Consider the following 18,967-nt stretch of genomic DNA (forward strand, 5'->3'; position numbering starts at 1 on the left):
CCGTCTCCTGCGGGCGCAGGCATCAACCCCGCCGTGCTGCCTCGTACAGCCCTTGCACCTTGGGCACATTGGCCTGCAGGTCGCGTATGCGGTTGGGTCCGCTGGGGTGGGTGGACAAGAAGCCCGGCCCCGCACCGCCCGAGGCCGCGGTCATTTTTTCCCACAGGCTCACGCTGGCCTGGGGCTTGTAGGCAGCGCGGGCGGCCAGTTCCAGGCCCACCAGGTCGGCTTCTGACTCGTCTTCGCGGCTGAACTTTAGGGTCAGCAGTTGGGTGCCCAGGCCGGCGGCCACGTTGCCCAGTTCGCCCAGGCCCAGCAACTGCGCGCCCAGGCGCAGGCCGAGGTTGGTGGCGCTGCTTTTGGCTACCCGTTCGCGGGCGTGCTCGCGCAGGGCATGGGCCATTTCATGGCCCATGATCATGGCGGCCTCGTCGTCGCTCAGTTTGAGCTTGTCCAGAATGCCGGTGTAAAAAGCGATTTTGCCGCCGGGCATGCAAAACGCATTGACCTGCGGGCTCTGGATCAGGTTCACTTCCCATTGCCATTGCGTGGCGCGCGCGTTCCAGGCGGGCGCGTGCGGAATGATGCGCTGCGCAATGCGGCGTAGGCGTTGCACCTGCGGGTGGCTAGTGGGCAGCAGGGCCTGTTTGCCTCCGGCTTCGCCCATCATCTGGGCGTATTGCTGCCGCGCGGCGCCTTCCAGTTCTTCGGCGGGCACCAGCTTGCGCAGGGCAGACGATTTGCCCACATCCACCTGTGCCGCCGCCGGCAACGTGGCGGCCGCCGCCCCCGCCAACACAAAGGCGCGCCGGGCCGACCACACAGGTTGCCCGCCCGGCGGTGCCGCGGGGGACGACGGGGTGGCGGTCGAGGCCGATCGAAGGTCGCAGAAGATGCACATAGGTCAATAATAGACAAAGCGGCGCATGTGCGCCTGCACAAGCCAATCTGCTCCAACCGATGTCGCTGCCTCCGCCTTCTGCCTTGCCCACCGTGCCACCTGCAGCCACCGAGCCCGCGACACCCGCCGCCGAGTTGAAGCCCACCTGGGGTGACACCTTGCGGGTGTACCTGGAGCCCGCCAGCCTGCGCATGTTTGCGCTGGGTTTTTCAGCCGGCCTGCCGTTGCTGCTGGTGCTGGGCACGCTGAGCTTTCGGCTGCGCGAAGCCGGGCTGGACCGCACCACCATCGGTTACCTGAGCTGGGTGGGGCTGGCCTATGGTTTCAAGTGGTGCTGGGCACCGCTGGTGGACCGCATGCCCATTCCGCTGCTCACGCGCTTCATGGGCCGGCGGCGCAGCTGGTTGCTGCTGTCGCAGCTGGCCATCATGGCTGCGCTGGTGGGTATGGCGCTGGCCGACCCGCGCAGCCAGCTCACGCTGGTGGTGTGGTGTGCGCTGGCGGTGGCGTTTGCCTCGGCCACGCAGGACATTGCGCTGGATGCCTTTCGTATCGAATCAGCCGACGCGCGCCACCAGGGTGCGCTGGCCGCCACCTACCAGACCGGCTACCGCCTGGCCATGATCTGGGCCGGTGCCGGCGTGTTGTGGCTGGCGGCCCGCGCCGAGGTGGCGCCTGCCGTGGCCACCGCCGGAGTGGCAGGGCCGGGTGTGCTGTACCAGCAGGCCGCCTGGACGTCGGCCTACCTTGTCATGGCGGCCAGCATGCTGGTGGGGGTGCTCACCGTGCTGTTCACCCGCGAGCCGGTGCGCGTGGCGTTGGCGCCGTCCAAAAACGCGGCCGAGTGGTTGCGCAGCGCGCTGGTGGAGCCGTTTGCCGATTTTCTGAAACGCTACGGCAAGCAGGCGCTGCTGATCTTGGCGCTGATTGGTGTGTACCGCATCAGCGATGTGGTGATGGGCATCATGGCCAACCCATTTTATGTGGACATGGGTTACACCAAAGACGAGGTGGCGGCAGTAACCAAGGTCTACGGCATCATCATGACGCTGGTGGGCGCCTTCATTGGCGGGGCGCTGTCGCTCAAGCTGGGTGTCATGCGGGTGCTGATGCTGGGCGCCGTGTTGTCTGCCGCGAGCAACCTGCTGTTTGCCTGGCTGGCTGGGCACGGGCATGACGTGACGGCGCTGATTGCCGTGATCTCGGCCGACAACCTGAGCGCTGGTGTGGCTTCGGCGGCGTTCATTGCTTACCTGTCGAGCCTGACCAACGTGACCTACTCGGCCACGCAATATGCGCTGTTCAGCTCCATGATGCTGCTGGCGCCGAAGTGGCTGGCCGGTTATTCGGGCGCGTTTGTGGACGCATACGACTACGCCACCTTTTTCACCGCCACTGCGTTTTTGGGTGTGCCGGTGCTGCTGCTGGTGTGGCTGGCCACGCGCTTGCAGCCCGGCGCCATGGCGGTGCGTCAGCCGCCCGACCCGGCCAACAACGCCTGAAGCGCTGCTTTTTGCACCTTGCCCAGCGCGGTCTTGGGCAGGGCATCCACCTTGAGCCAGCGGCGCGGCCATTTGTAGCGCGCCAGCCGTCCGTCCAGAAAGTGCTGCAGGGGTTGTGCCCAGTCTGCATCTGGTGGGGTGCTGTCGCGCAGCACCACCACGGCCACCAGCACCTCACCCCAGCGCTCGTCAGCCTGGCCCAGCGCCGCGCATTCGGCCACGCTGGGGTGTTGCGCCAGCAGGTTCTCGATCTCGGCTGGGTAGATGTTTTCACCGCCCGAAATGACCATGTCTTTGGCCCGCCCCACCACGGTGTAGCTGCCATCGGCTGCCTGTTGTGCCAAGTCGCCAGTGTGGAAAAACCCCGCACCGTCCAGCGCGGCGCGGTCCGGCCAGTAGCGGTGCACCACATTGGGCCCGCGCACCCACAGCTCACCCACGGCGCCGGGTGCCACCGGCAGGCCCTGCGCATCGCGCAGCACCACGTCCACCCCCGGCGCCGGCCAACCGCACGAGCCCACATGGTCTTGTGCCTGGGCGGGCGGCAGGGCAATGGAAAACGGCCCGGTTTCGGTGCTGCCGTACACGTTGCACACCGGCACGCCGCGCGCCATGAACGCCAGCAGCGGCTCGGGTGGCAACAGGCTGGAGCCTGCCCACACCGCGCGCAGGCCCGACACATCGGTGGCCGTCCACTGGCTGTGGCTGGTGAGCGCCTGCAAGGTGGCGGGCACCTGCAGCGTGAGCGTGGGGCGCTCGTGGTGCAGGCAGGCCAGCGTGGCGCTGGCGTCAAAGCGCGCAAACAGCAACACATGCGCCCCCACCGACAGCGCCGGCAGCGTCTGGATGCCCAACCCGCCCACATGGAACAGCGGCAGCACCGTGAGCACGGTGTCGGCAGCCCTCATGCCTTGCACCTGCGCGGCAATGGCCATGTTGGCCAGCACATTGCTCTGGGTGTGTACCGCGCCTTTGGGCAGCCCGGTGGTGCCCGATGTGTAGACCAACAGCAGCGGGCTGTCCAGCGCATCGGTGGCGGGTGCAGCGGGCTGTGCGGGTTCGCTGACGGTGCTCAGCGCCTGTACGGACCACAGCGCCAAGGGTGACTCAAGCCGTTGCACCAGTGTGCGCGCGGCCGTGGCCAGGGTGTCGTCGTGGACCAGCAAGGCGGGCGTGCAGTCTTGCAGCACGGCGCCCCATTCGGCCGGTGACAGGCGGTGGTTCAGCGGTACCAGCACCGCGCCGAGGCGCGCCAGGGCAAACAGCAGCGCGAGCTGTGCTGGGTGGTTCAGGCCGAGCCAGGCCACGCGGTCACCCCGGCGCAGGCTGGGTGTCAGCTGGGATGCGATGGTGTCCACGCGTTGGGTCAGGTCTGCGTATGTGAGCTGGGCCCAAGGCCCGCTCACCGGGCCCGTCGGGTCGCGCCAGCTCAGCGCCAGCGCATCGGGCCGTTGGGCCGCCTGTTGCTGCAGCAAAGCGTCAAGCGACCCCGCAGGCAGCGCTGGCGCTGGGTTGGGGGCATCGGGTGGTGGGGCGCCAGGCCCGGGCGGTGTGGTCCACATGCGGGCGACTTTACGCGAGCCGTTGTATGGCGTGGCTGGGCGCACAGGACGCTATAGTAGAAAACCTATGGCTTCACTCTCCACCCAGCACCCCGACGCCAAAATTTTCCTGGTGGACGATGACGCCAGTGTGCGCGAAGCGCTGGCGTGGCTGCTGCGTACCCGCCGCCTGCTGAGCGAGAGCTTTGACAGCGCCGACGCTTTTCTGGCCGAAATGGAGAGCTGGCGGCGCGAACCCGATGTGCCGTGCTGCGTGCTGCTCGACGTGCGCATGCCTGGCATGAGCGGCCTGACTTTGTTTGAACACCTGCTCACCCTGCCCTGGCAGGCGGCCATGCCCGTCATTTTCTTGTCCGGCCATGCCGATGTGCCCACTGCGGTGGATGCGGTCAAGCGCGGTGCTTTTGACTTTTGCGAAAAACCGTTTTCCGACAACGCGCTGGTCGACCGGGTGGAGCAGGCGCTGGCCCAGTCGGCTCAGGTGTTGGCACAGCGCCAGGCGCAGCGCAGCGTGCAGCAGCGGGTGGACAGCCTGACCGAGCGCGAGCGAGATGTGATGGACCTGGTGGTGGCCGGCCTGCCCAACAAGCTGGTGGCCGATCAGCTCCACATCAGCGTGCGCACCGTGGAAGTGCACCGCTCTCGTGTGTTCGACAAAATGGGTGTGAAGTCGGCGGTGGAACTGGCCAACGCCTTGCGCACGCCATGAGCCCAAGCGGCCTCAGTCTTTCGTGCGGGTGCTGCTTGCCGGCTCGGTTTTTTCTTTTTTCTCCTGCTCATCGCCCGTGGCGCTGTCGGGCAACTCGCCATTTTTTCGACCCGAAAACATGGTCCACCACACGATGAAAACCAGCAACACCAATGCGCCCAGCGCTTCAAGCAACAACAAAGTCATGGATTGTGTGAGGGGTTGGGTCAAACAAGAAATAGGTACAGCGGCGCCAGCACCGCCGCATGGGCGTGGGCTGCAACCATCCACCTGGCGCGCGCTTCGGTGGGTGGCGGCAGCGCTGATTGTAGGAAGCCTGGCCGCCTGCGCCACGGGGCCTGCGCCATACCCCACGCCCGCACCGGTTACCCCCGCTCCCACACCGGCCCTGGCCGCAGACGAACCCTTGCCGCCCGCGATACAACGCGGCAAAAGCCGCTGGACGCCGGTGCGCTGGGCCGATGTGCCTGGCTGGGGGCAGGACAGCCTTCACGAGGTCTGGAACGCCTGGGTGCGAGGTTGCGAGCGCCCCGCGCCCGGTCAGGCGGCGCTGTGCGCCGAATTGCGTCAGCTCGCCATTGCCACGCCCGCCGAACAGCATGCCTGGGTGGTGCGGCGCTTTGTGCCCTACCGCGTGGTCGAGACCGATGGTACCGAGCCCCAGGGCCTGCTCACCGGCTATTACGAGCCCATCATGCCCGCCAGCCGCGTGGCCACCGCCACCCACCGCACGCCGCTGTACGCGCCGCCGGCCGGCCTGCGCGCGGGCCAGCCCTGGTTCAGCCGCCAGGACATCGACACCCTGCCCGCCGCCCAGGCCGCGTTGCAGGGCCGCGCTATTGCCTGGTTGGCCGACCCGATCGACGCGCTGATCTTGCAAATACAGGGCTCGGGCCGGCTCAACGTGACCGAGCCCGATGGCAGCCAGCGCCAGGTGCGCGTGGCCTTTGCGGCGCACAACGGCCAGCCCTACAAAAGCGTGGGTCGCTGGTTGCTTGATCAGCGCGCCATCCGTGAAGCGTCATGGGACGCCATCAAGGTGTGGGCCGCGCAGAACCCGCTGCGCCTGAACGAGATGCTCTGGAGCAACCCGCGCACGGTGTTTTTCCGGGAAGAACCGCTCAGTGAATTCGACGCCCGCTTTGGCCCACGCGGCGCCCAGAGCGTACCGCTTACGCCGGGCCGCTCCATTGCGGTCGATCCCCAGAGCATTCCCTACGGCACCCCCGTGTGGCTGGCCACCCAAGGCCCCACGCTCAACCTGCAAAAACTGGTGATGGCACAAGACACCGGTGGTGCCATTGTGGGCGCGGTGCGCGCCGACCTGTTCACCGGCTGGGGCAGCTGGACCGACCCCGCCTACACCGTGGCCGCAGCGCTCAAGCAGCCGCTGCGGCTGTGGGTGCTGTGGCCGCGTTAGCCGTTTCTATGGGGTACAGCGCTGCGCCTGAGCCCGATCCCTTCTGGGCTTGATGGCAGAAATTGGCATGGATGTACCAAGGCGTTAGCGCCGTGGCGCTGAAAAATCACGTTTTGCGGCTTGTTGCCGCAAGGGTGGCTTTGAGGGTTAGGTGGCCCAGCGGCAAAGCGCTGGCCGACTTCACCTCGCCCAGCGAGAAGCTGGTGTGCAGGTCTTTCACGTTGGGCAGGTTGATGAGCACTTCGCGCGCAAAGCGGCTGAACTCGGCCAGGTCGGGGCATACCACCTGCAGTTCAAACGTGCCCGAGCCGCTGATGTAGTGGCAGGACACGATTTCGGGGATCTTCTGGATCGCGGCTTCGAGCTGGCGCGTCACGTCGCCGCTGTTGCGCTCGGCGTCCAGCCGCACGAAGGCCAGCACGCCCAGGCCAATCTTGCTGCGGTTGAGTTCGGCCCGGTAGCCTGTGATGAAGCCCGACTCTTCCAGCGCCCGCACGCGGCGCCAGCACGGCGCGGCCGACAGACCGACGCGGCTGGCAAGTTCGGCGTTGGTCAGGCGGCCGTCGTTTTGCAGTTCGTTCAGGATCGCGAGATCAAACTTGTCAAGTGTTTCCATGAACGGCATTTTGTCGCAAGAACCTTTCTTTTTGATGGCAAATGTGGGCATGAAAAGCAAACACCTGTCAGCGTCCGGGTCATACACTGTGCGGCACACTGAAGCCTGCTGATCCGCGGGTTTGCCGTGCCATGAAACCGCTCACGAGGCGGCCCCACCCACGCAGGAGACAACAACATGAACGCCCCACTGCCTGAGCACATTCGCAAGGCTCTAGAGACCGTCACCCTGGACGACAAGTATTCGCTGGACCACGGTCGCGCTTTCATGAGCGGCGTACAGGCCCTGGTGAAGCTGCCCATGCTGCAGCGCCAGCGCGACGCCCTGCAGGGCAAAAACACGGCGGGTTTCATCAGCGGTTACCGGGGCTCGCCGCTGGGCGGCTACGACCAGGCGCTGCAGAAGGCGGCGCCTTACCTGAAGGCGCAGAACATCGTGTTCCAGCCCGGCGTGAACGAAGAGCTGGCGGCCACCGCGCTCTGGGGCACGCAGCAGCTGGGTTTTGCACCGCCCGGCAGCAACAAGTTCGACGGCGTGTTCGGCATCTGGTACGGCAAGGGCCCGGGCGTGGACCGCTGCTCCGATGTGTTCAAGCACGCCAACATGGCGGGCACCACGCCCTGGGGCGGCGTGATCGCGGTGGCGGGCGACGACCACGTGGCCAAGAGTTCCACCGCCGCGCACCAGAGCGACCACATCTTCAAGGCCTGCGGCCTGCCGGTGTTTTTCCCGTCTACCGTGCAGGACATCTTGGACCTGGGCATCCACGCCATCGCCATGAGCCGTTTTTCCGGCGTCTGGGCGGGGATGAAGACGATCCAGGAAATTGTGGAAAGCAGCGCCACCGCGATGATCGACCCGGAGCGGGTCAACATCGTGATCCCCGAATTCGACATGCCGCCCGGCGGCCTGCACATCCGCTGGCCCGACGCGGCGCTGGACCAGGAGGCGCGCCTGTTCGACTTCAAGTGGTACGCCGCGCTGGCCTACATCCGTGCCAACAAGCTCAACCACAACGTGATCGCCGGCCCGAACGACCGCTTCGGCATCATCGCCAGCGGCAAGGCCTTCAACGACACCCGCCAGGCGCTGCTGGACCTGGGGCTGGACGACGCGACCTGCCAGCGTATCGGCCTGCGCCTGCACAAGGTCAACGTGGTGTGGCCGCTGGAGGCGCAGACCACGCGCGAATTTGCCACAGGCCTGCGCGAGATCCTGGTGGTGGAAGAGAAGCGCCAGGTCATCGAGTACCAGCTGAAAGAAGAGTTGTACAACTGGCGCGGCGACGTGCGCCCGCACGTGCTGGGCAAATTCGATGAGGTCGAGGGTGACTTCACCGGCGGTGAATGGAGCATGCCGAACCCGAGCGCACACACGCTGCTGCGCGCCAACGCCGACCTGACGCCGAGCATCATCGCCCGCGCCGTGGCCAAGCGCCTGCGCAAGATGGGTTTGCCCGAGGACGTGCAAGCGCGCATCGATGCGCAGCTGGCCATCCTGACGGCACAAGAGCAGTCCATGCAGACGCTGCTGACGAAAGGCGTAGAAGGCGCCGAGCGCCAGCCCTGGTTCTGCTCGGGCTGCCCGCACAACACCAGCACCAAGGTGCCCGAAGGCTCGCGCGCCATGGCCGGTATCGGTTGTCACTTCATGACCATCTGGATGGACCGCGCCACCGTGGGCTTCACGCAGATGGGGGGCGAGGGCGTGCCGTGGGTGGGCCAGCAGCCGTTCAGTCACGACCAGCACATGTTCGCCAACCTGGGCGACGGCACCTACTTCCACAGCGGCCTCCTGGCGATCCGCCAGAGCATCGCCGCCGGGGTGAACATCACCTACAAGATTCTGTACAACGACGCGGTCGCCATGACCGGTGGCCAGCAAGTGGGCGAGCGTCCCGAGGGCCACTCGGTCGTCCAGATCGCGCAGAGCATGCGCGCCGAGGGTGCGGTGAAGATCACCATCGTGACCGACGAGCCGGAGAAATATGCGGGCGTCAAAGGCCTGCCCGAGGGCATCGCCATCCAGCACCGCGACACGCTGGACGCCGTGCAGCGCGCGTTCCGCGAGATCAAAGGCACCACGGTCATCATCTACGACCAGACCTGCGCCACCGAGAAGCGCCGTCGCCGCAAGCGCGGCTCGCTGGTGGACCCGGCCAAGCGCGTGGTCATCAACGAGTTGGTGTGCGAAGGCTGCGGCGACTGCGGTGTGCAGAGCAACTGCCTGAGCGTGGAGCCTCTGGAAACCGAGTTTGGCCGCAAGCGCACCATCAACCAGAGCAGTTGCAACAAGGACTATTCGTGCGTCAAGGGCTTTTGCCCGAGCTTCGTCACGGTGGAAGGCGGCCAGCTGCGCAAGAAGGATAAAAAAGCTGTCAGCCAGGCCTGGACCGGGGGCGCGCTGCCCGAGCCCAAGCTGCCGGTGTTGGGCGCCGAGGCCTGGGGCATCATCGTGGCCGGCGTGGGTGGTACCGGCGTCATCACCATTGGCCAGCTGTTGGGCATGGCCGCGCACATTGAAGGCAAGGGTATCGTCACGCAGGACGCGGCGGGTCTGGCACAAAAAGGCGGCGCCACCTGGAGCCATGTGCTGATTGCCGCGCAGCAAGACGGCATTCGCACCACCCGCGTGTCGGCCGCCTCAGTCGACCTGGTGCTGGGTTGCGACCCGATCGTGGCGGCGCACAAGGAAACCTGGCAGCGGCTGCGCGCCGGGCGCAGCCATGTGGCACTGAACGCCAGCGCCACGCCCACAGCCGCGTTTGTGAAAAACCCCGACTGGCAAAACCCGGCGCAGGCCTGTGTGGACACCTTGCTGCACAGCCTGGGCGCCGAGGCGGTGGGCGTGTTTGATGCGGAGGCCGCCGCGACCCAGCTCATGGGCGATAGCATTTACACCAACCCGATGATGCTGGGATACGCCTGGCAAAAAGGCTGGGTGCCCCTGGGCCACGCGGCGCTGATGCGCGCCATGGAGCTCAACGCCGTGCAGGTGGACAAGAACAAGGCGGCCTTTGAATGGGGCCGCCGCGCCGCGCACAAGCCGCAGGCCGTGGAGGCGCTGTGGCAGCTGCGCGGGGGTGGCGAGCAGGTGGTGCAGTTCAAAAAGCGCGAGACGCTGGATGCCCTGCTCGCGCGCCGGGTCGAGTTTCTCACCGGCTACCAAAACGCCGCCTACGCCGCCGACTACCAGCGCTTTGTGGAGCGCGTGCGCGCCGCCGAGCAGCCGCTGGGCAAAACCGCCTTGACCGAAGCCGTGGTGCGTTGCCTGTTCAAGCTGATGGCCTACAAAGACGAGTACGAGGTGGCGCGCTTGCACAGCGATACCGCCTTTCACGCCCGCATTGCCAGTCAGTTTGAAGGCGACTTCAAGCTCAATGTGCACCTGGCGCCGCCGCTGGTGGCCAAAAAGAATGCGCGTGGCGAGCTTTTGAAACAGCCGTTTGGCCCTTTTATGTTCACGGCCTTTCGCCTGCTGGCCCGCCTGAAAGGTCTGCGCGGGACCGCTTGGGACATTTTTGGCAAGACAGAAGAGCGCCGCACCGAGCGTGCCCTGATCGTTGAATACCGCAGCCTGGTCGAAGGCTTGTTACCCAACTTGAGCCAGGGAAACCATACGCTGGCGGTGGATCTGGCGCGCATTCCTGAGCAGATCAAGGGCTTTGGCCATGTGAAAGAGCGCCATCTGGCGGCAGCTCGCAGCCGCCAGGCTGCTTTGCTGGCTCAGTGGCAGCAGCCGCAAACGCCGGTTGCTGTGGCGCAGGTAGCCTGAACGGCTCAGGGGCCGCAGGTGCACCGGCGCGTCTGCGCCAACCCGACGCATACAATGGCGGGTTGGGTCCAGAGTGACCGGGGTTCCCCTTTGGGAGCCTTCGGGACTCTGGCGCTTGTGTGACCCCGAACCTGTTGGAGACCTCTGTGTTCATTTCTTCTGCTTACGCCCAGGCCGCTACCGGTGGCGACACCCAATCCACCATCATGGGCCTGCTGCCGCTGGTGTTGATGTTTGTGGTGCTGTATTTCGTGATGATTCGCCCGCAGATGAAGCGGCAAAAAGAGCACAAGGCCATGGTGGAAGCGCTGGCCAAGGGCGACGAAGTGGTGACCGCTGGCGGTTTCCTGGGCAAAGTGTCCAAAATTGGTGAAATCTACGTCGGCGTGGAACTTGCTGACGGCATGGAAGTTCAGATGCAGCGTACCGCCGTGGTGCAGGTGTTGCCCAAGGGCACCATCAAGTAAAGCCCACCCCCGCGTCGCGCCTGCGGCGCGTCACCTCCTCAAGGGGGCAATGCGAGTGGCCCGGTTGAGCCGGTTCCACCGCATTCTGGATACAAGTTACCTCTGCCCCAAGGGCCTGCTGTTATGAACCGTTATCCGCTCTGGAAGTACCTGATCATCTCAGTCGCGCTGGTGATCGGGGCCTTGTATGCCCTGCCCAATCTGTTTGGTGAATCACCGGCGGTGCAGGTGTCGGCCGGCCGCGCTTCGGTGCGCATCGACACCACCACAGTGACCCGGGTGGAGCAGGCGCTGGCGGCGCAAGGTGTCAGCGCATCGATGATTCAGCTGGAGGGCAACTCGGTCAAGGCCCGGTTTGAAACCACCGACGACCAGATCAAAGCGCGCGACGCGCTGGAGCGCGCGCTCAACCCCGACGCGACCGACCCGACCTATGTGGTGGCGCTCAATCTGCTGCCCCGCACCCCAGCTTGGCTGGCCAGCCTGGGCGCATCGCCCATGTACCTGGGCCTGGACCTGCGCGGTGGTGTGCATTTCATGCTGCAGGTAGACATGCCTGCGGCGCTGCAGCGCCGCGCCGATGTGCTCGCGGGCGACCTGCGCACCGCTCTGCGCGAAAAAAGCGTACGCCACGGTGGCGTCAGCCGCAATGGGCAGACCATTGAGGTGCGTGCCCGCGACGCCCAGACGCTGGAGGCTGCCCGTGCCGTGATCCAGGACCAGTTCGCCGATCTGGAAGCCACCGATACGCCCGACGGCACCGAATACCGGCTTATCGCCACCATCCGCCCCGAGGCTGCACGCCGCGTGCAGGATCAGGCGCTGAAGCAAAACATCACCACCCTGCACAACCGCATCAACGAACTCGGCGTGGCCGAACCTGTGATCCAGCAACAGGGCCTTGACCGCATCGTGGTGCAACTGCCTGGCGTGCAAGACACCGCCAAAGCCAAAGACATTCTGGGCCGTACCGCCACGTTGGAAGTGCGCCTGGTGGACGAAAGTACCGAGGGTCAGGCGGCAGAGCGCGGCACGGGCGCAGTGCCCTTCGGCTCGGAACGCTACCCCGAGCGCGACGGCCGTGTGGTCATCGTCAAGCGTGAGGTGCTGCTGACCGGTGAAAACCTCACCGATGCCCAGGCCGGCTTTGACAGCCAGAGCCAGGAAGCCGCCGTCCACCTGACGCTGGATGCCAAGGGATCGCGCATTTTCCGCGACGTGACCCGCGAGAACGTGGGCAAGCGCATGGCCATCATCCTGTTTGAAAAAGGCCGTGGCGAGGTGGTGACCGCTCCCGTGATCCGCACCGAAATTGGTGGCGGCCGGGTGCAGATTTCCGGCGCCATGACCACCATGGAAGCCAGCGACACCGCGCTGCTGCTGCGCGCCGGCTCGCTGGCCGCGCCCATGGAAATCATCGAAGAGCGCACCATTGGCCCCAGCCTGGGCGCTGAAAACATTGCCAAAGGCTTCAACAGCGTGATCTGGGGCTTTGCCGTCATCGTGCTGTTCATGTGTGTGTATTACATGCTGTTCGGCGTGTTTTCCAGCCTGGCGCTGGGCTTCAACCTGGTGCTGCTGGTGGCGGTGTTGTCGATGTTGCAGGCCACACTCACGCTACCGGGCATTGCCGCCATGGCGCTCGCGCTGGGCATGGCCATTGACTCCAACGTGCTGATCAACGAGCGTGTGCGCGAAGAGTTGCGCAACGGTGCCTCGCCGCAGTCGGCGATCAACGCCGGCTATGAACACGCCTGGGGCACGATTTTGGATTCCAACATCACAACCCTGATTGCGGGTGTGGCGCTGCTGGCGTTTGGCTCCGGTCCGGTACGTGGCTTTGCCGTGGTGCACTGCATTGGCATTCTCACCAGCATGTTCTCGTCGGTGTTCTTCTCGCGCGGCGTGGTGAACTTCTGGTACGGCCGGCAGAAGAAACTCAAGAACGTGTCCATCGGCACGATCTGGAGCCCAGAAGGCAAAGTCCCTGCCGTCAAGGCCGACTGAAGAAAGTAGCGCACCATGGAATTCTTTCGCATTCGCCGCGACATCCCGTTCATGAAGCACGCCATCGTGCTGAACGCGATCTCTGCCATCACCTTCATCGCTGCCATCATTTTTCTCGTCACGCGCGGGCTTAACTTGTCGGTTGAGTTCACGGGCGGCACCGTCATGGAGGTGGCCTACGAACAGCCTGCCGACCTGTCTGCGGTACGCAAAGTGGTCGAGTCATTGGGTTACGCCGAAGTGCCGGTGCAAAACTTCGGCACCTCGCGCGACGTCCTGCTGCGCCTGCCCGTTCAGGCTGGCAAGTCGTCTGGGCAACAAAGCGAGGTGGTGCTGGCGGCGCTGAAAGCGCAAAACCCGGCGGTGGAACTGCGCCGCACCGAGTTTGTGGGTCCTCAGGTCGGGCGCGAGTTGGTCGAAGACGGTCTGAAAGCCCTGGGCATGGTAATCGTCGGCATCATGATTTATCTGGCGATGCGCTTTGAGTGGAAGTACGCCGTGTCAGCCATCATCGCCAACCTGCACGACGTGGTGATCATTCTGGGCTTCTTTGCTTTCTTCCAGTGGGAGTTTTCGCTCGCCGTGTTGGCCGCTGTGTTGGCGGTGCTGGGCTATTCGGTCAACGAGTCTGTGGTGATTTTTGATCGGATTCGTGAGAGTTTTCGCCGTTACCGCAAGAAGACCACGCCTGAGATCATCGACAACGCGATCACGTCCACCATCAGCCGTACCATCATTACCCATGGCTCCACCCAAATTATGGTGTTGTCGATGCTGTTGTTTGGCGGGCCAACTTTGTATTATTTTGCGCTGGCCCTGACGATTGGTATTTTGTTTGGCATTTATTCGTCGGTTTTTGTGGCGGCGGCCATTGCCATGTGGCTGGGAATCAAGCGCGAAGATCTGATCAAAGGTGGGACCAAGAAAGAAGAAGGCGATCCAGACGATCCCAACGCCGGCGCTATGGTATGAAGTGAAATAGCGGGGCTGAAGGCATTGGGTACCGGTCCGGGTATCCCTAGAATCAGGTTCTTTCGTGTCATACTGAATCCATTGTGTCGTCACCCGATCAGCACGTTTCCTCTCTGGCCAAACAGGCGCGTGAACTCTTCGTGGTTCACGTGGGTCGTGCGCTTCCCGAACTGGTCAAGGCTTGCGACACACGCCTGACGGCGATCCTAGACCAGCCGGGGCCTGCGCGCGACATGCAGGCACGCCGCGATGCCTGGAGCGCGTTTCAGAAAAACCAGACCACGTGGCTCAATCAGAGCCGCAAGGCCTTGCAGCGGACCCTGTTGCCCCGCTTTTCCAGCAGCGGCAACAGCACCTTGAGCATGCCCGGGCGGCTCGAACTGGTCGCCGAAGGCGCTATAGATGACCAGATTCTGGCGTCGCGTCTGGCCATGCGCGTGCTCGACGCGGCGTCAACCGAACTCAACGAATTGCGTTTGCGCGTTCAGCACCTGGAAAAGCGCCAGGAACTGCCACGCGGCGATGTGTTGCTGCCAGACGTGATGGCGCGCATTTTGGTCGATCAGTGGCTTGATGTTCAAATTCCCCGCGAAGCCTGGCCACTGATTCAGGATGCCCTGGCGCCCGTGCTGGCTGACAAGATGCTAAGTGCCTACAAAGCTGCCAATGAGTTTCTCGTATCCAGCGGCGTGATGAAGGAGATTGATCTGCAGGCCTTGGTCAAGCGCACGCCCGGTACCCAAACCGGCCGTGCCGCTGATCGCAAGCCGGGTCAGCCAAATTCGGGTTCGGGTTCGGCTGGTCTGGACGGTGGCGCTGCGGTAGGTTCGCGAACCGGCTTTGAGCAAGGCCATAGCGGCATGCCGTCATCCGTCATGGGCGTGAACGACGAAACCCGCTTGATGACCAGCTCGACGCCGTTGGCCCGCGCACGTATGCGCGCCCAGGGCGTGGTTGGGCGTCTCAAACGCATGCTCCTGGACAAGGTTGGCGGTGACTTTGAAGCCACACAGTTGTCGCCGCCTTCGCCCGCGCTGCAGCAGGCCATGCAGCAGTCGATGGCAGTGGTTCGCACCGATGCGGGATTGCCGCTGTCGGGTGGGTCGGGCACTGGGGCGGTGTATGTGGATGCCTCGCATGTCGACCGGGCCGCTACCGCCTTGCGCGAGCGAGCCGCTGAACTCAAGCAGGCCGCCTCCACGCCAACCGAGAAAGCCACGGTTGAAGTGGTTGCCTTGATGTTTCAGAGCATTTTGGCCGAGGAACGCATTTCACCCAGTGTGCGGGTGTGGTTTGCCCGGCTGCAAATCCCGGTGTTGCGGGTGGCGTTGGCCGAGCCTGAGTTTTTCAGTGCCTTGCAGCACCCCGCCCGCCGCCTGATCGACCGTATGGGTTCATGCGTTCTGGGCTTCGAGTCCAGCGTGAGCTCGGCTGCGCTGGAAGCCGAGATCAAACGCGTCGTGCAAGTGATCGAGCAATACCCCGAGACCGGCCGGCGCGTGTTTCAGTTGGTGTTCGACGAATTTCAGAAGTTTTTGTCCACCTACCTCAGCGAACGGGGCAGCGCCAGCCGCTTTGTCACGGTTGCCCAGCAGGTGGAACAAAAAGAAATCTTGTCGGTTCAGTACACGATCGAGCTTCGCAAGTTGCTCAACGACATGCCTGTGCGCGACGAGGTGCGTGAGTTTCTGTTTAAAGTCTGGGTCGATGTGCTGGCGGTAGCCAGCGTCAAATATGGGCTGAAGCACGAAGAAACTGGCTCGCTGAAACAGGTCGCCTCGGATTTGCTCTGGGCGGCCAGTGCCAAACCCAACCGCAATGACCGTGCGCGCGTGATCCAGCAGCTACCGGGCTTGCTGCAGCGCTTGCGCCAGGGCATGGGCCTGCTGGGCTACCCACCCGGCATGCAAGACCAGCACATCAAGTCGGTCAGCGACACCCTGGCCGACGCCTTCATGTCGCGCACCGAGGCCATCTCGCAAGAGAGCCTGGACAACCTGTCCGAGCGCCTGGCCCATCTGGAAGACTACCTGCCAGAGAGTGGTGTTGGCGATCTGGACCTGGACAACGACAGCATCGAGATGATCACGGGCGTGGACGCCAGCAACATCGAGGTGATCAACCAGGGCGGTAGTCAGCCCAACGAGGCCATGCGCGCCTGGGCTGTTGAATTGCAGATTGGTTCCTGGTTCGGTCTGGACCACAACGGGAAACTCAACAGCGTGCAGTTTGCCTGGCGCAGTGACCGTGGGCAGCTCTACATGTTTGTGTCCAATACAGGGCGTTGCTTCCTGATCCAGGCCAACCGTGTTGCTTCGTATTTGCAGGCCGGCTTGCTGGTGCCAAGCGAAGAGGAGGCGCTGACCGTGCGCGCCACGCGCGACGCGCTGGCCAAGCTCGACGCCAACCCCGAGAGATTGTTGGGGTGACCCCCGCCTCGCGCCGCGCGGCTCCTTGAAAAGGGGCGATGCGAGTGGCCCGGCCAAGCCGGTTCCACCGCACCCTGGATGGGCCCTTCGCTCCGGATGCCCCGCTTATCGCCTGATCTCGCTCAGCCTTGGCCGAGTCGTTGCAGCAAGCCGCCGGGCATGCGGCTCACCTGGCCGTTGAGCTCCAGCTCTAGCAGGCGGGCCTGCAAATGGGCGGTGTCCAGCCCGGTGCGCGCTTGCAAGGTGTCCAGGCTCACGGGGTCGAAACCCATGGCGTCGAGTAGGTGGTCGGGTTCGGAAAGTGGGCCTGACGCGGCTTTTGATGATGCAGCCGCTGCGCTCGCGCACGCCGGTGCAGCCGTGGTACGCAATTCTTCCAGAATGTCTTGCGCCGACTCCACCAGCTTGGCGCCCTGCCGAATCAGGGCGTGGCAGCCGCGGGACTGCGGCGCGTGAATGGAACCCGGAATGGCGAATACGTCGCGACCTTGTTCGGCTGCAAGCCGCGCCGTGATCAGTGAGCCGGATTGCACGGCAGCTTCTACCACCAGCGTGCCCTGCGACAGCCCGGCAATGATGCGGTTGCGTTGTGGAAAATTGGCTGGCAGCGGAGGCGTACCCAAGGCGTATTCGCTCACGATGGCTCCGCGCACCACGATGCGGTGGGCCAGTGACAGGTGGCGTTTGGGGTACACACGGTCCAGACCAGTGCCCACCACCGCGATGGTGGGCGCGTCGGCATCCAAGGCGCCCTCGTGGGCTGCGCCGTCCACCCCGAGCGCCAGCCCGGAGACCACGCAAACGCCGGCTTGGCCGAGCGCGCGGGCAAATTGCCGGGCATTGGCCTCGCCTTGCGGGGTGGGGTTGCGGCTGCCCACGATGGCCAGCCTGCGGGGGTGGTGCAGCACCTGTAGCTGCCCCATGACATAGAGCATCAGGGGCGGGTCGGCCATTTGCAGCAGCTCCGGAGGAAAGCGGGCATCACCCAAGGTGAGCACATGGCGGTCAGGCGCTTCGGCTAACCAGGACAGCAGCCTGTCTAGCGATGCGTCCAGGTCGTCAGGTGGCGTGAGCAGTGCCAACGCCGGTTTGGGACCCACCACCGCCCTCAGTGCGGGTGGACTTTGCCTGAAAACGTCTTCGGGCAGGCCAAAAGTAGCCAGCAATTTGCGGGCTGACTCGTTGCCCACGCCGGGCGTGAGCAGCAGCCTGAGCCAGCTGGCAAGTTCGTCGCTGGCCATCAGCAAAAGAGGCCGCAGCGGTCAGGGGTTGGTGAAACGGTCACCGACCTTGACGCTGTCGGTGATCTGTAGCACCAGTGCGTAAGACACTTTGTCGAAGGTGCGGAACACCATCATCAGGCCGTTGCGCTCGCCGGGCAGGCGCAGCTGGGGGCGCGCAGTGTCTGTTTTGTCGGTCACGAGGTGGCTCTCGCGCTGCAGCGCCAGCACATGACCGCGCTCCACACCGTGAACAGTGCCCCGGTTGATGGCCACGACCTGGTTTTGTGCCGCAAAGCTCACGGCGTTGCCGTACACCGAAACGATTTGTCCGCCCTGGGTGCTGTTGGGCGCGCTGGGCACGTAGTTGGGCAGCTCGCGTGGCGGCTCGGGTAGCAAGCGGTCACCCACACGCATTTCTTCTTTGGCCACGACGATGTCGATGGTGGCCGGTACCAGTTCGCTCTGGACCTTGCCTTTCGCATCGGTGACTTCGCGGGTGCTTTCGCCGCGCTCCAGCAGCGCCTTGCCGACGTACTGCGCTTCGAAACCAAGGATCTCACCGGTGGTGGGGTCTTTCAGCGGCACGGCGTTGCGGAACACGCGGAAATCACGCGACTTGCCCGGGCCTTCGGAGAGCGCCTCACCGGCTGCACCCGAGCTGTACTGGCCGCGCGCGTAGGCGCGGTCACCGCGGCTGAGAAGTACGCGGGTTTCCTGTGTGGCCACAATGCGCGGAGCCCGCTCAAAGGTGGCTTCGTCCACGATCATGGGTTCGGTCAGAAACGCTTCAATGGCCTGTAGGGAAATGGGCGGTATGCCGGAATCGCCCAGGCTTTCAAAGCGGGTACGCGGTGAAACCCGCACGGTGGTGGGATCGTCGCCTTGGGCGCCGGGCGCGCGCGTGCTCAGGCGGGCGCGGCCGTTCGATTTGTCCAGGTAGAGCACCTGGCCGGGAAAGATCAGGTGTGGGTTACGGATGTCTTGCAGGTTCATGCCCCACAGCTCGGGCCAGCGCCACGGGCTTTTCAGGAACAGCCCCGAAATGGCCCACAGTGTGTCGCCGCGTTTCACGGTGTAGCTGTCAGGCGCGTTGGGCGCCAGCTCGGACAAGGCCACGCCGGCCTGCGCCACTTGGCCTGCCGTGGCGCGTTGTTCTGGCGTGATGGGAAAGTTTTGCGCGCTGGCGTTGCCGACCATCAGCACAGCGAGCATGGCACCGGCACAAGCCAGTGGGCGCAGCGGGAAGGAAGCGGTGGGCTTGTAGGTCTTCAATGGCATGTAGGGGCCCCTGGGGCAGGCATGGCTGGTTTCGGGAGCCCCTGACCGCAGCGGTCGGAGGCGGGATTGCAGCGCTGCTTTTTCTTGATAATTTGCATTTGATTTTG

The 18,967-nt window shown here is 64.5% G+C and carries 14 protein-coding genes; 8 read left to right on the forward strand and 6 right to left on the reverse strand.

What is annotated here, in order from left to right; all coding sequences use genetic code 11:
- Window positions 1-22 precede the first annotated feature (22 nt).
- A complete protein-coding gene (locus ACTG4K_RS02215) occupies window positions 23-901 on the reverse strand; it encodes a M48 family metallopeptidase (RefSeq protein ID WP_439112561.1) in 879 nt (292 codons plus the stop codon).
- Window positions 902-960: 59 nt separating this feature from the next.
- Between ACTG4K_RS02215 and ACTG4K_RS02220 the strand changes: the two genes are divergently transcribed.
- Complete coding sequence (locus tag ACTG4K_RS02220; RefSeq protein WP_439112562.1) at window positions 961-2,403, forward strand: AmpG family muropeptide MFS transporter; 1,443 nt, start codon at window positions 961-963, stop codon at window positions 2,401-2,403.
- On the opposite strand, the gene ACTG4K_RS02225 is transcribed toward ACTG4K_RS02220, so the two are convergent.
- Entirely contained in the window at window positions 2,373-3,965 is a 1,593-nt protein-coding gene (locus ACTG4K_RS02225; protein WP_439112563.1) for a class I adenylate-forming enzyme family protein, read from the reverse strand. The two genes, ACTG4K_RS02220 and ACTG4K_RS02225, sit on opposite strands and share 31 nt — an antisense overlap.
- A 67-nt stretch (window positions 3,966-4,032) precedes the next feature.
- Between ACTG4K_RS02225 and ACTG4K_RS02230 the strand changes: the two genes are divergently transcribed.
- On the forward strand, window positions 4,033-4,674 hold the full coding sequence (locus tag ACTG4K_RS02230) for a response regulator transcription factor (RefSeq protein ID WP_439112564.1): 642 nt from the start codon (window positions 4,033-4,035) through the stop codon (window positions 4,672-4,674).
- Window positions 4,675-4,686: 12 nt separating this feature from the next.
- On the opposite strand, the gene ACTG4K_RS02235 is transcribed toward ACTG4K_RS02230, so the two are convergent.
- Entirely contained in the window at window positions 4,687-4,860 is a 174-nt protein-coding gene (locus ACTG4K_RS02235) for a hypothetical protein (protein ID WP_439112565.1), read from the reverse strand.
- Here ACTG4K_RS02235 and mltA point away from each other — a divergent pair.
- Window positions 4,793-6,094 (forward strand): murein transglycosylase A, encoded by a 1,302-nt coding sequence (mltA, locus tag ACTG4K_RS02240; protein WP_439112566.1) that lies wholly within the window; start codon window positions 4,793-4,795, stop codon window positions 6,092-6,094. The genes ACTG4K_RS02235 and mltA overlap by 68 nt on opposite strands.
- Window positions 6,095-6,200: 106 nt before the next feature.
- Here mltA and ACTG4K_RS02245 read toward each other — a convergent pair whose 3' ends face one another.
- Window positions 6,201-6,710, reverse strand: a complete 510-nt coding sequence (locus ACTG4K_RS02245; RefSeq protein WP_439112567.1) for an Lrp/AsnC family transcriptional regulator — start codon at window positions 6,708-6,710, stop codon at window positions 6,201-6,203.
- Between the two features lie 177 nt (window positions 6,711-6,887).
- On the opposite strand from ACTG4K_RS02245, the gene ACTG4K_RS02250 reads away from it, so the two are divergent.
- The 5 genes from ACTG4K_RS02250 to ACTG4K_RS02270 all read left to right on the forward strand — a co-directional run bounded on the left by ACTG4K_RS02250 (window position 6,888) and on the right by ACTG4K_RS02270 (window position 16,359).
- Entirely contained in the window at window positions 6,888-10,484 is a 3,597-nt protein-coding gene (locus ACTG4K_RS02250; protein WP_439112568.1) for an indolepyruvate ferredoxin oxidoreductase family protein, read from the forward strand.
- Between the two features lie 146 nt (window positions 10,485-10,630).
- Complete coding sequence (yajC, locus tag ACTG4K_RS02255) at window positions 10,631-10,951, forward strand: preprotein translocase subunit YajC (RefSeq protein ID WP_439112569.1); 321 nt, start codon at window positions 10,631-10,633, stop codon at window positions 10,949-10,951.
- 123 nt (window positions 10,952-11,074) lie between these two features.
- Window positions 11,075-12,958 carry a protein translocase subunit SecD gene (gene secD, locus ACTG4K_RS02260; protein WP_439112570.1) on the forward strand — a complete coding sequence of 628 codons (1,884 nt, stop codon included), beginning with the start codon at window positions 11,075-11,077 and terminating at the stop codon, window positions 12,956-12,958.
- 15 nt (window positions 12,959-12,973) lie between these two features.
- On the forward strand, window positions 12,974-13,930 hold the full coding sequence (secF, locus tag ACTG4K_RS02265) for a protein translocase subunit SecF (RefSeq protein ID WP_439112571.1): 957 nt from the start codon (window positions 12,974-12,976) through the stop codon (window positions 13,928-13,930).
- Between the two features lie 83 nt (window positions 13,931-14,013).
- Window positions 14,014-16,359: a DUF1631 family protein gene (locus tag ACTG4K_RS02270; protein ID WP_439112572.1), complete on the forward strand. Its 2,346-nt coding sequence runs from the start codon at window positions 14,014-14,016 to the stop codon at window positions 16,357-16,359.
- A 122-nt stretch (window positions 16,360-16,481) separates the two neighbouring features.
- Here ACTG4K_RS02270 and dprA read toward each other — a convergent pair whose 3' ends face one another.
- Window positions 16,482-17,600, reverse strand: coding sequence for a DNA-processing protein DprA (dprA, locus tag ACTG4K_RS02275; protein ID WP_439112573.1), 1,119 nt, complete (start codon window positions 17,598-17,600; stop codon window positions 16,482-16,484).
- A gap of 21 nt (window positions 17,601-17,621) precedes the next feature.
- Window positions 17,622-18,860: a LysM peptidoglycan-binding domain-containing protein gene (locus ACTG4K_RS02280; protein WP_439112574.1), complete on the reverse strand. Its 1,239-nt coding sequence runs from the start codon at window positions 18,858-18,860 to the stop codon at window positions 17,622-17,624.
- Window positions 18,861-18,967: the final 107 nt, after the last annotated feature.

It is taken from the genome of Hydrogenophaga sp., assembly GCF_965657535.1.
GTDB lineage: Bacteria > Pseudomonadota > Gammaproteobacteria > Burkholderiales > Burkholderiaceae_C > Hydrogenophaga.

Excerpts from the sequence above, each read along its gene's own strand:
- mltA (WP_439112566.1), top strand. The coding sequence starts at position 4,793 with ATGGTCCACCACACGATGAAAACCAGCAACACCAATGCGCCCAGCGCT.
- ACTG4K_RS02220 (WP_439112562.1), top strand. The coding sequence starts at position 961 with ATGTCGCTGCCTCCGCCTTCTGCCTTGCCCACCGTGCCACCTGCAGCC.
- dprA (WP_439112573.1), bottom strand. The coding sequence starts at position 17,600 with ATGGCCAGCGACGAACTTGCCAGCTGGCTCAGGCTGCTGCTCACGCCC.
- ACTG4K_RS02280 (WP_439112574.1), bottom strand. The coding sequence starts at position 18,860 with ATGCCATTGAAGACCTACAAGCCCACCGCTTCCTTCCCGCTGCGCCCA.
- ACTG4K_RS02245 (WP_439112567.1), bottom strand. The coding sequence starts at position 6,710 with ATGGAAACACTTGACAAGTTTGATCTCGCGATCCTGAACGAACTGCAA.
- ACTG4K_RS02225 (WP_439112563.1), bottom strand. The coding sequence starts at position 3,965 with ATGTGGACCACACCGCCCGGGCCTGGCGCCCCACCACCCGATGCCCCC.
- ACTG4K_RS02230 (WP_439112564.1), top strand. The coding sequence starts at position 4,033 with ATGGCTTCACTCTCCACCCAGCACCCCGACGCCAAAATTTTCCTGGTG.
- ACTG4K_RS02215 (WP_439112561.1), bottom strand. The coding sequence starts at position 901 with ATGTGCATCTTCTGCGACCTTCGATCGGCCTCGACCGCCACCCCGTCG.
- secD (WP_439112570.1), top strand. The coding sequence starts at position 11,075 with ATGAACCGTTATCCGCTCTGGAAGTACCTGATCATCTCAGTCGCGCTG.
- secF (WP_439112571.1), top strand. The coding sequence starts at position 12,974 with ATGGAATTCTTTCGCATTCGCCGCGACATCCCGTTCATGAAGCACGCC.
- ACTG4K_RS02235 (WP_439112565.1), bottom strand. The coding sequence starts at position 4,860 with ATGACTTTGTTGTTGCTTGAAGCGCTGGGCGCATTGGTGTTGCTGGTT.
- ACTG4K_RS02250 (WP_439112568.1), top strand. The coding sequence starts at position 6,888 with ATGAACGCCCCACTGCCTGAGCACATTCGCAAGGCTCTAGAGACCGTC.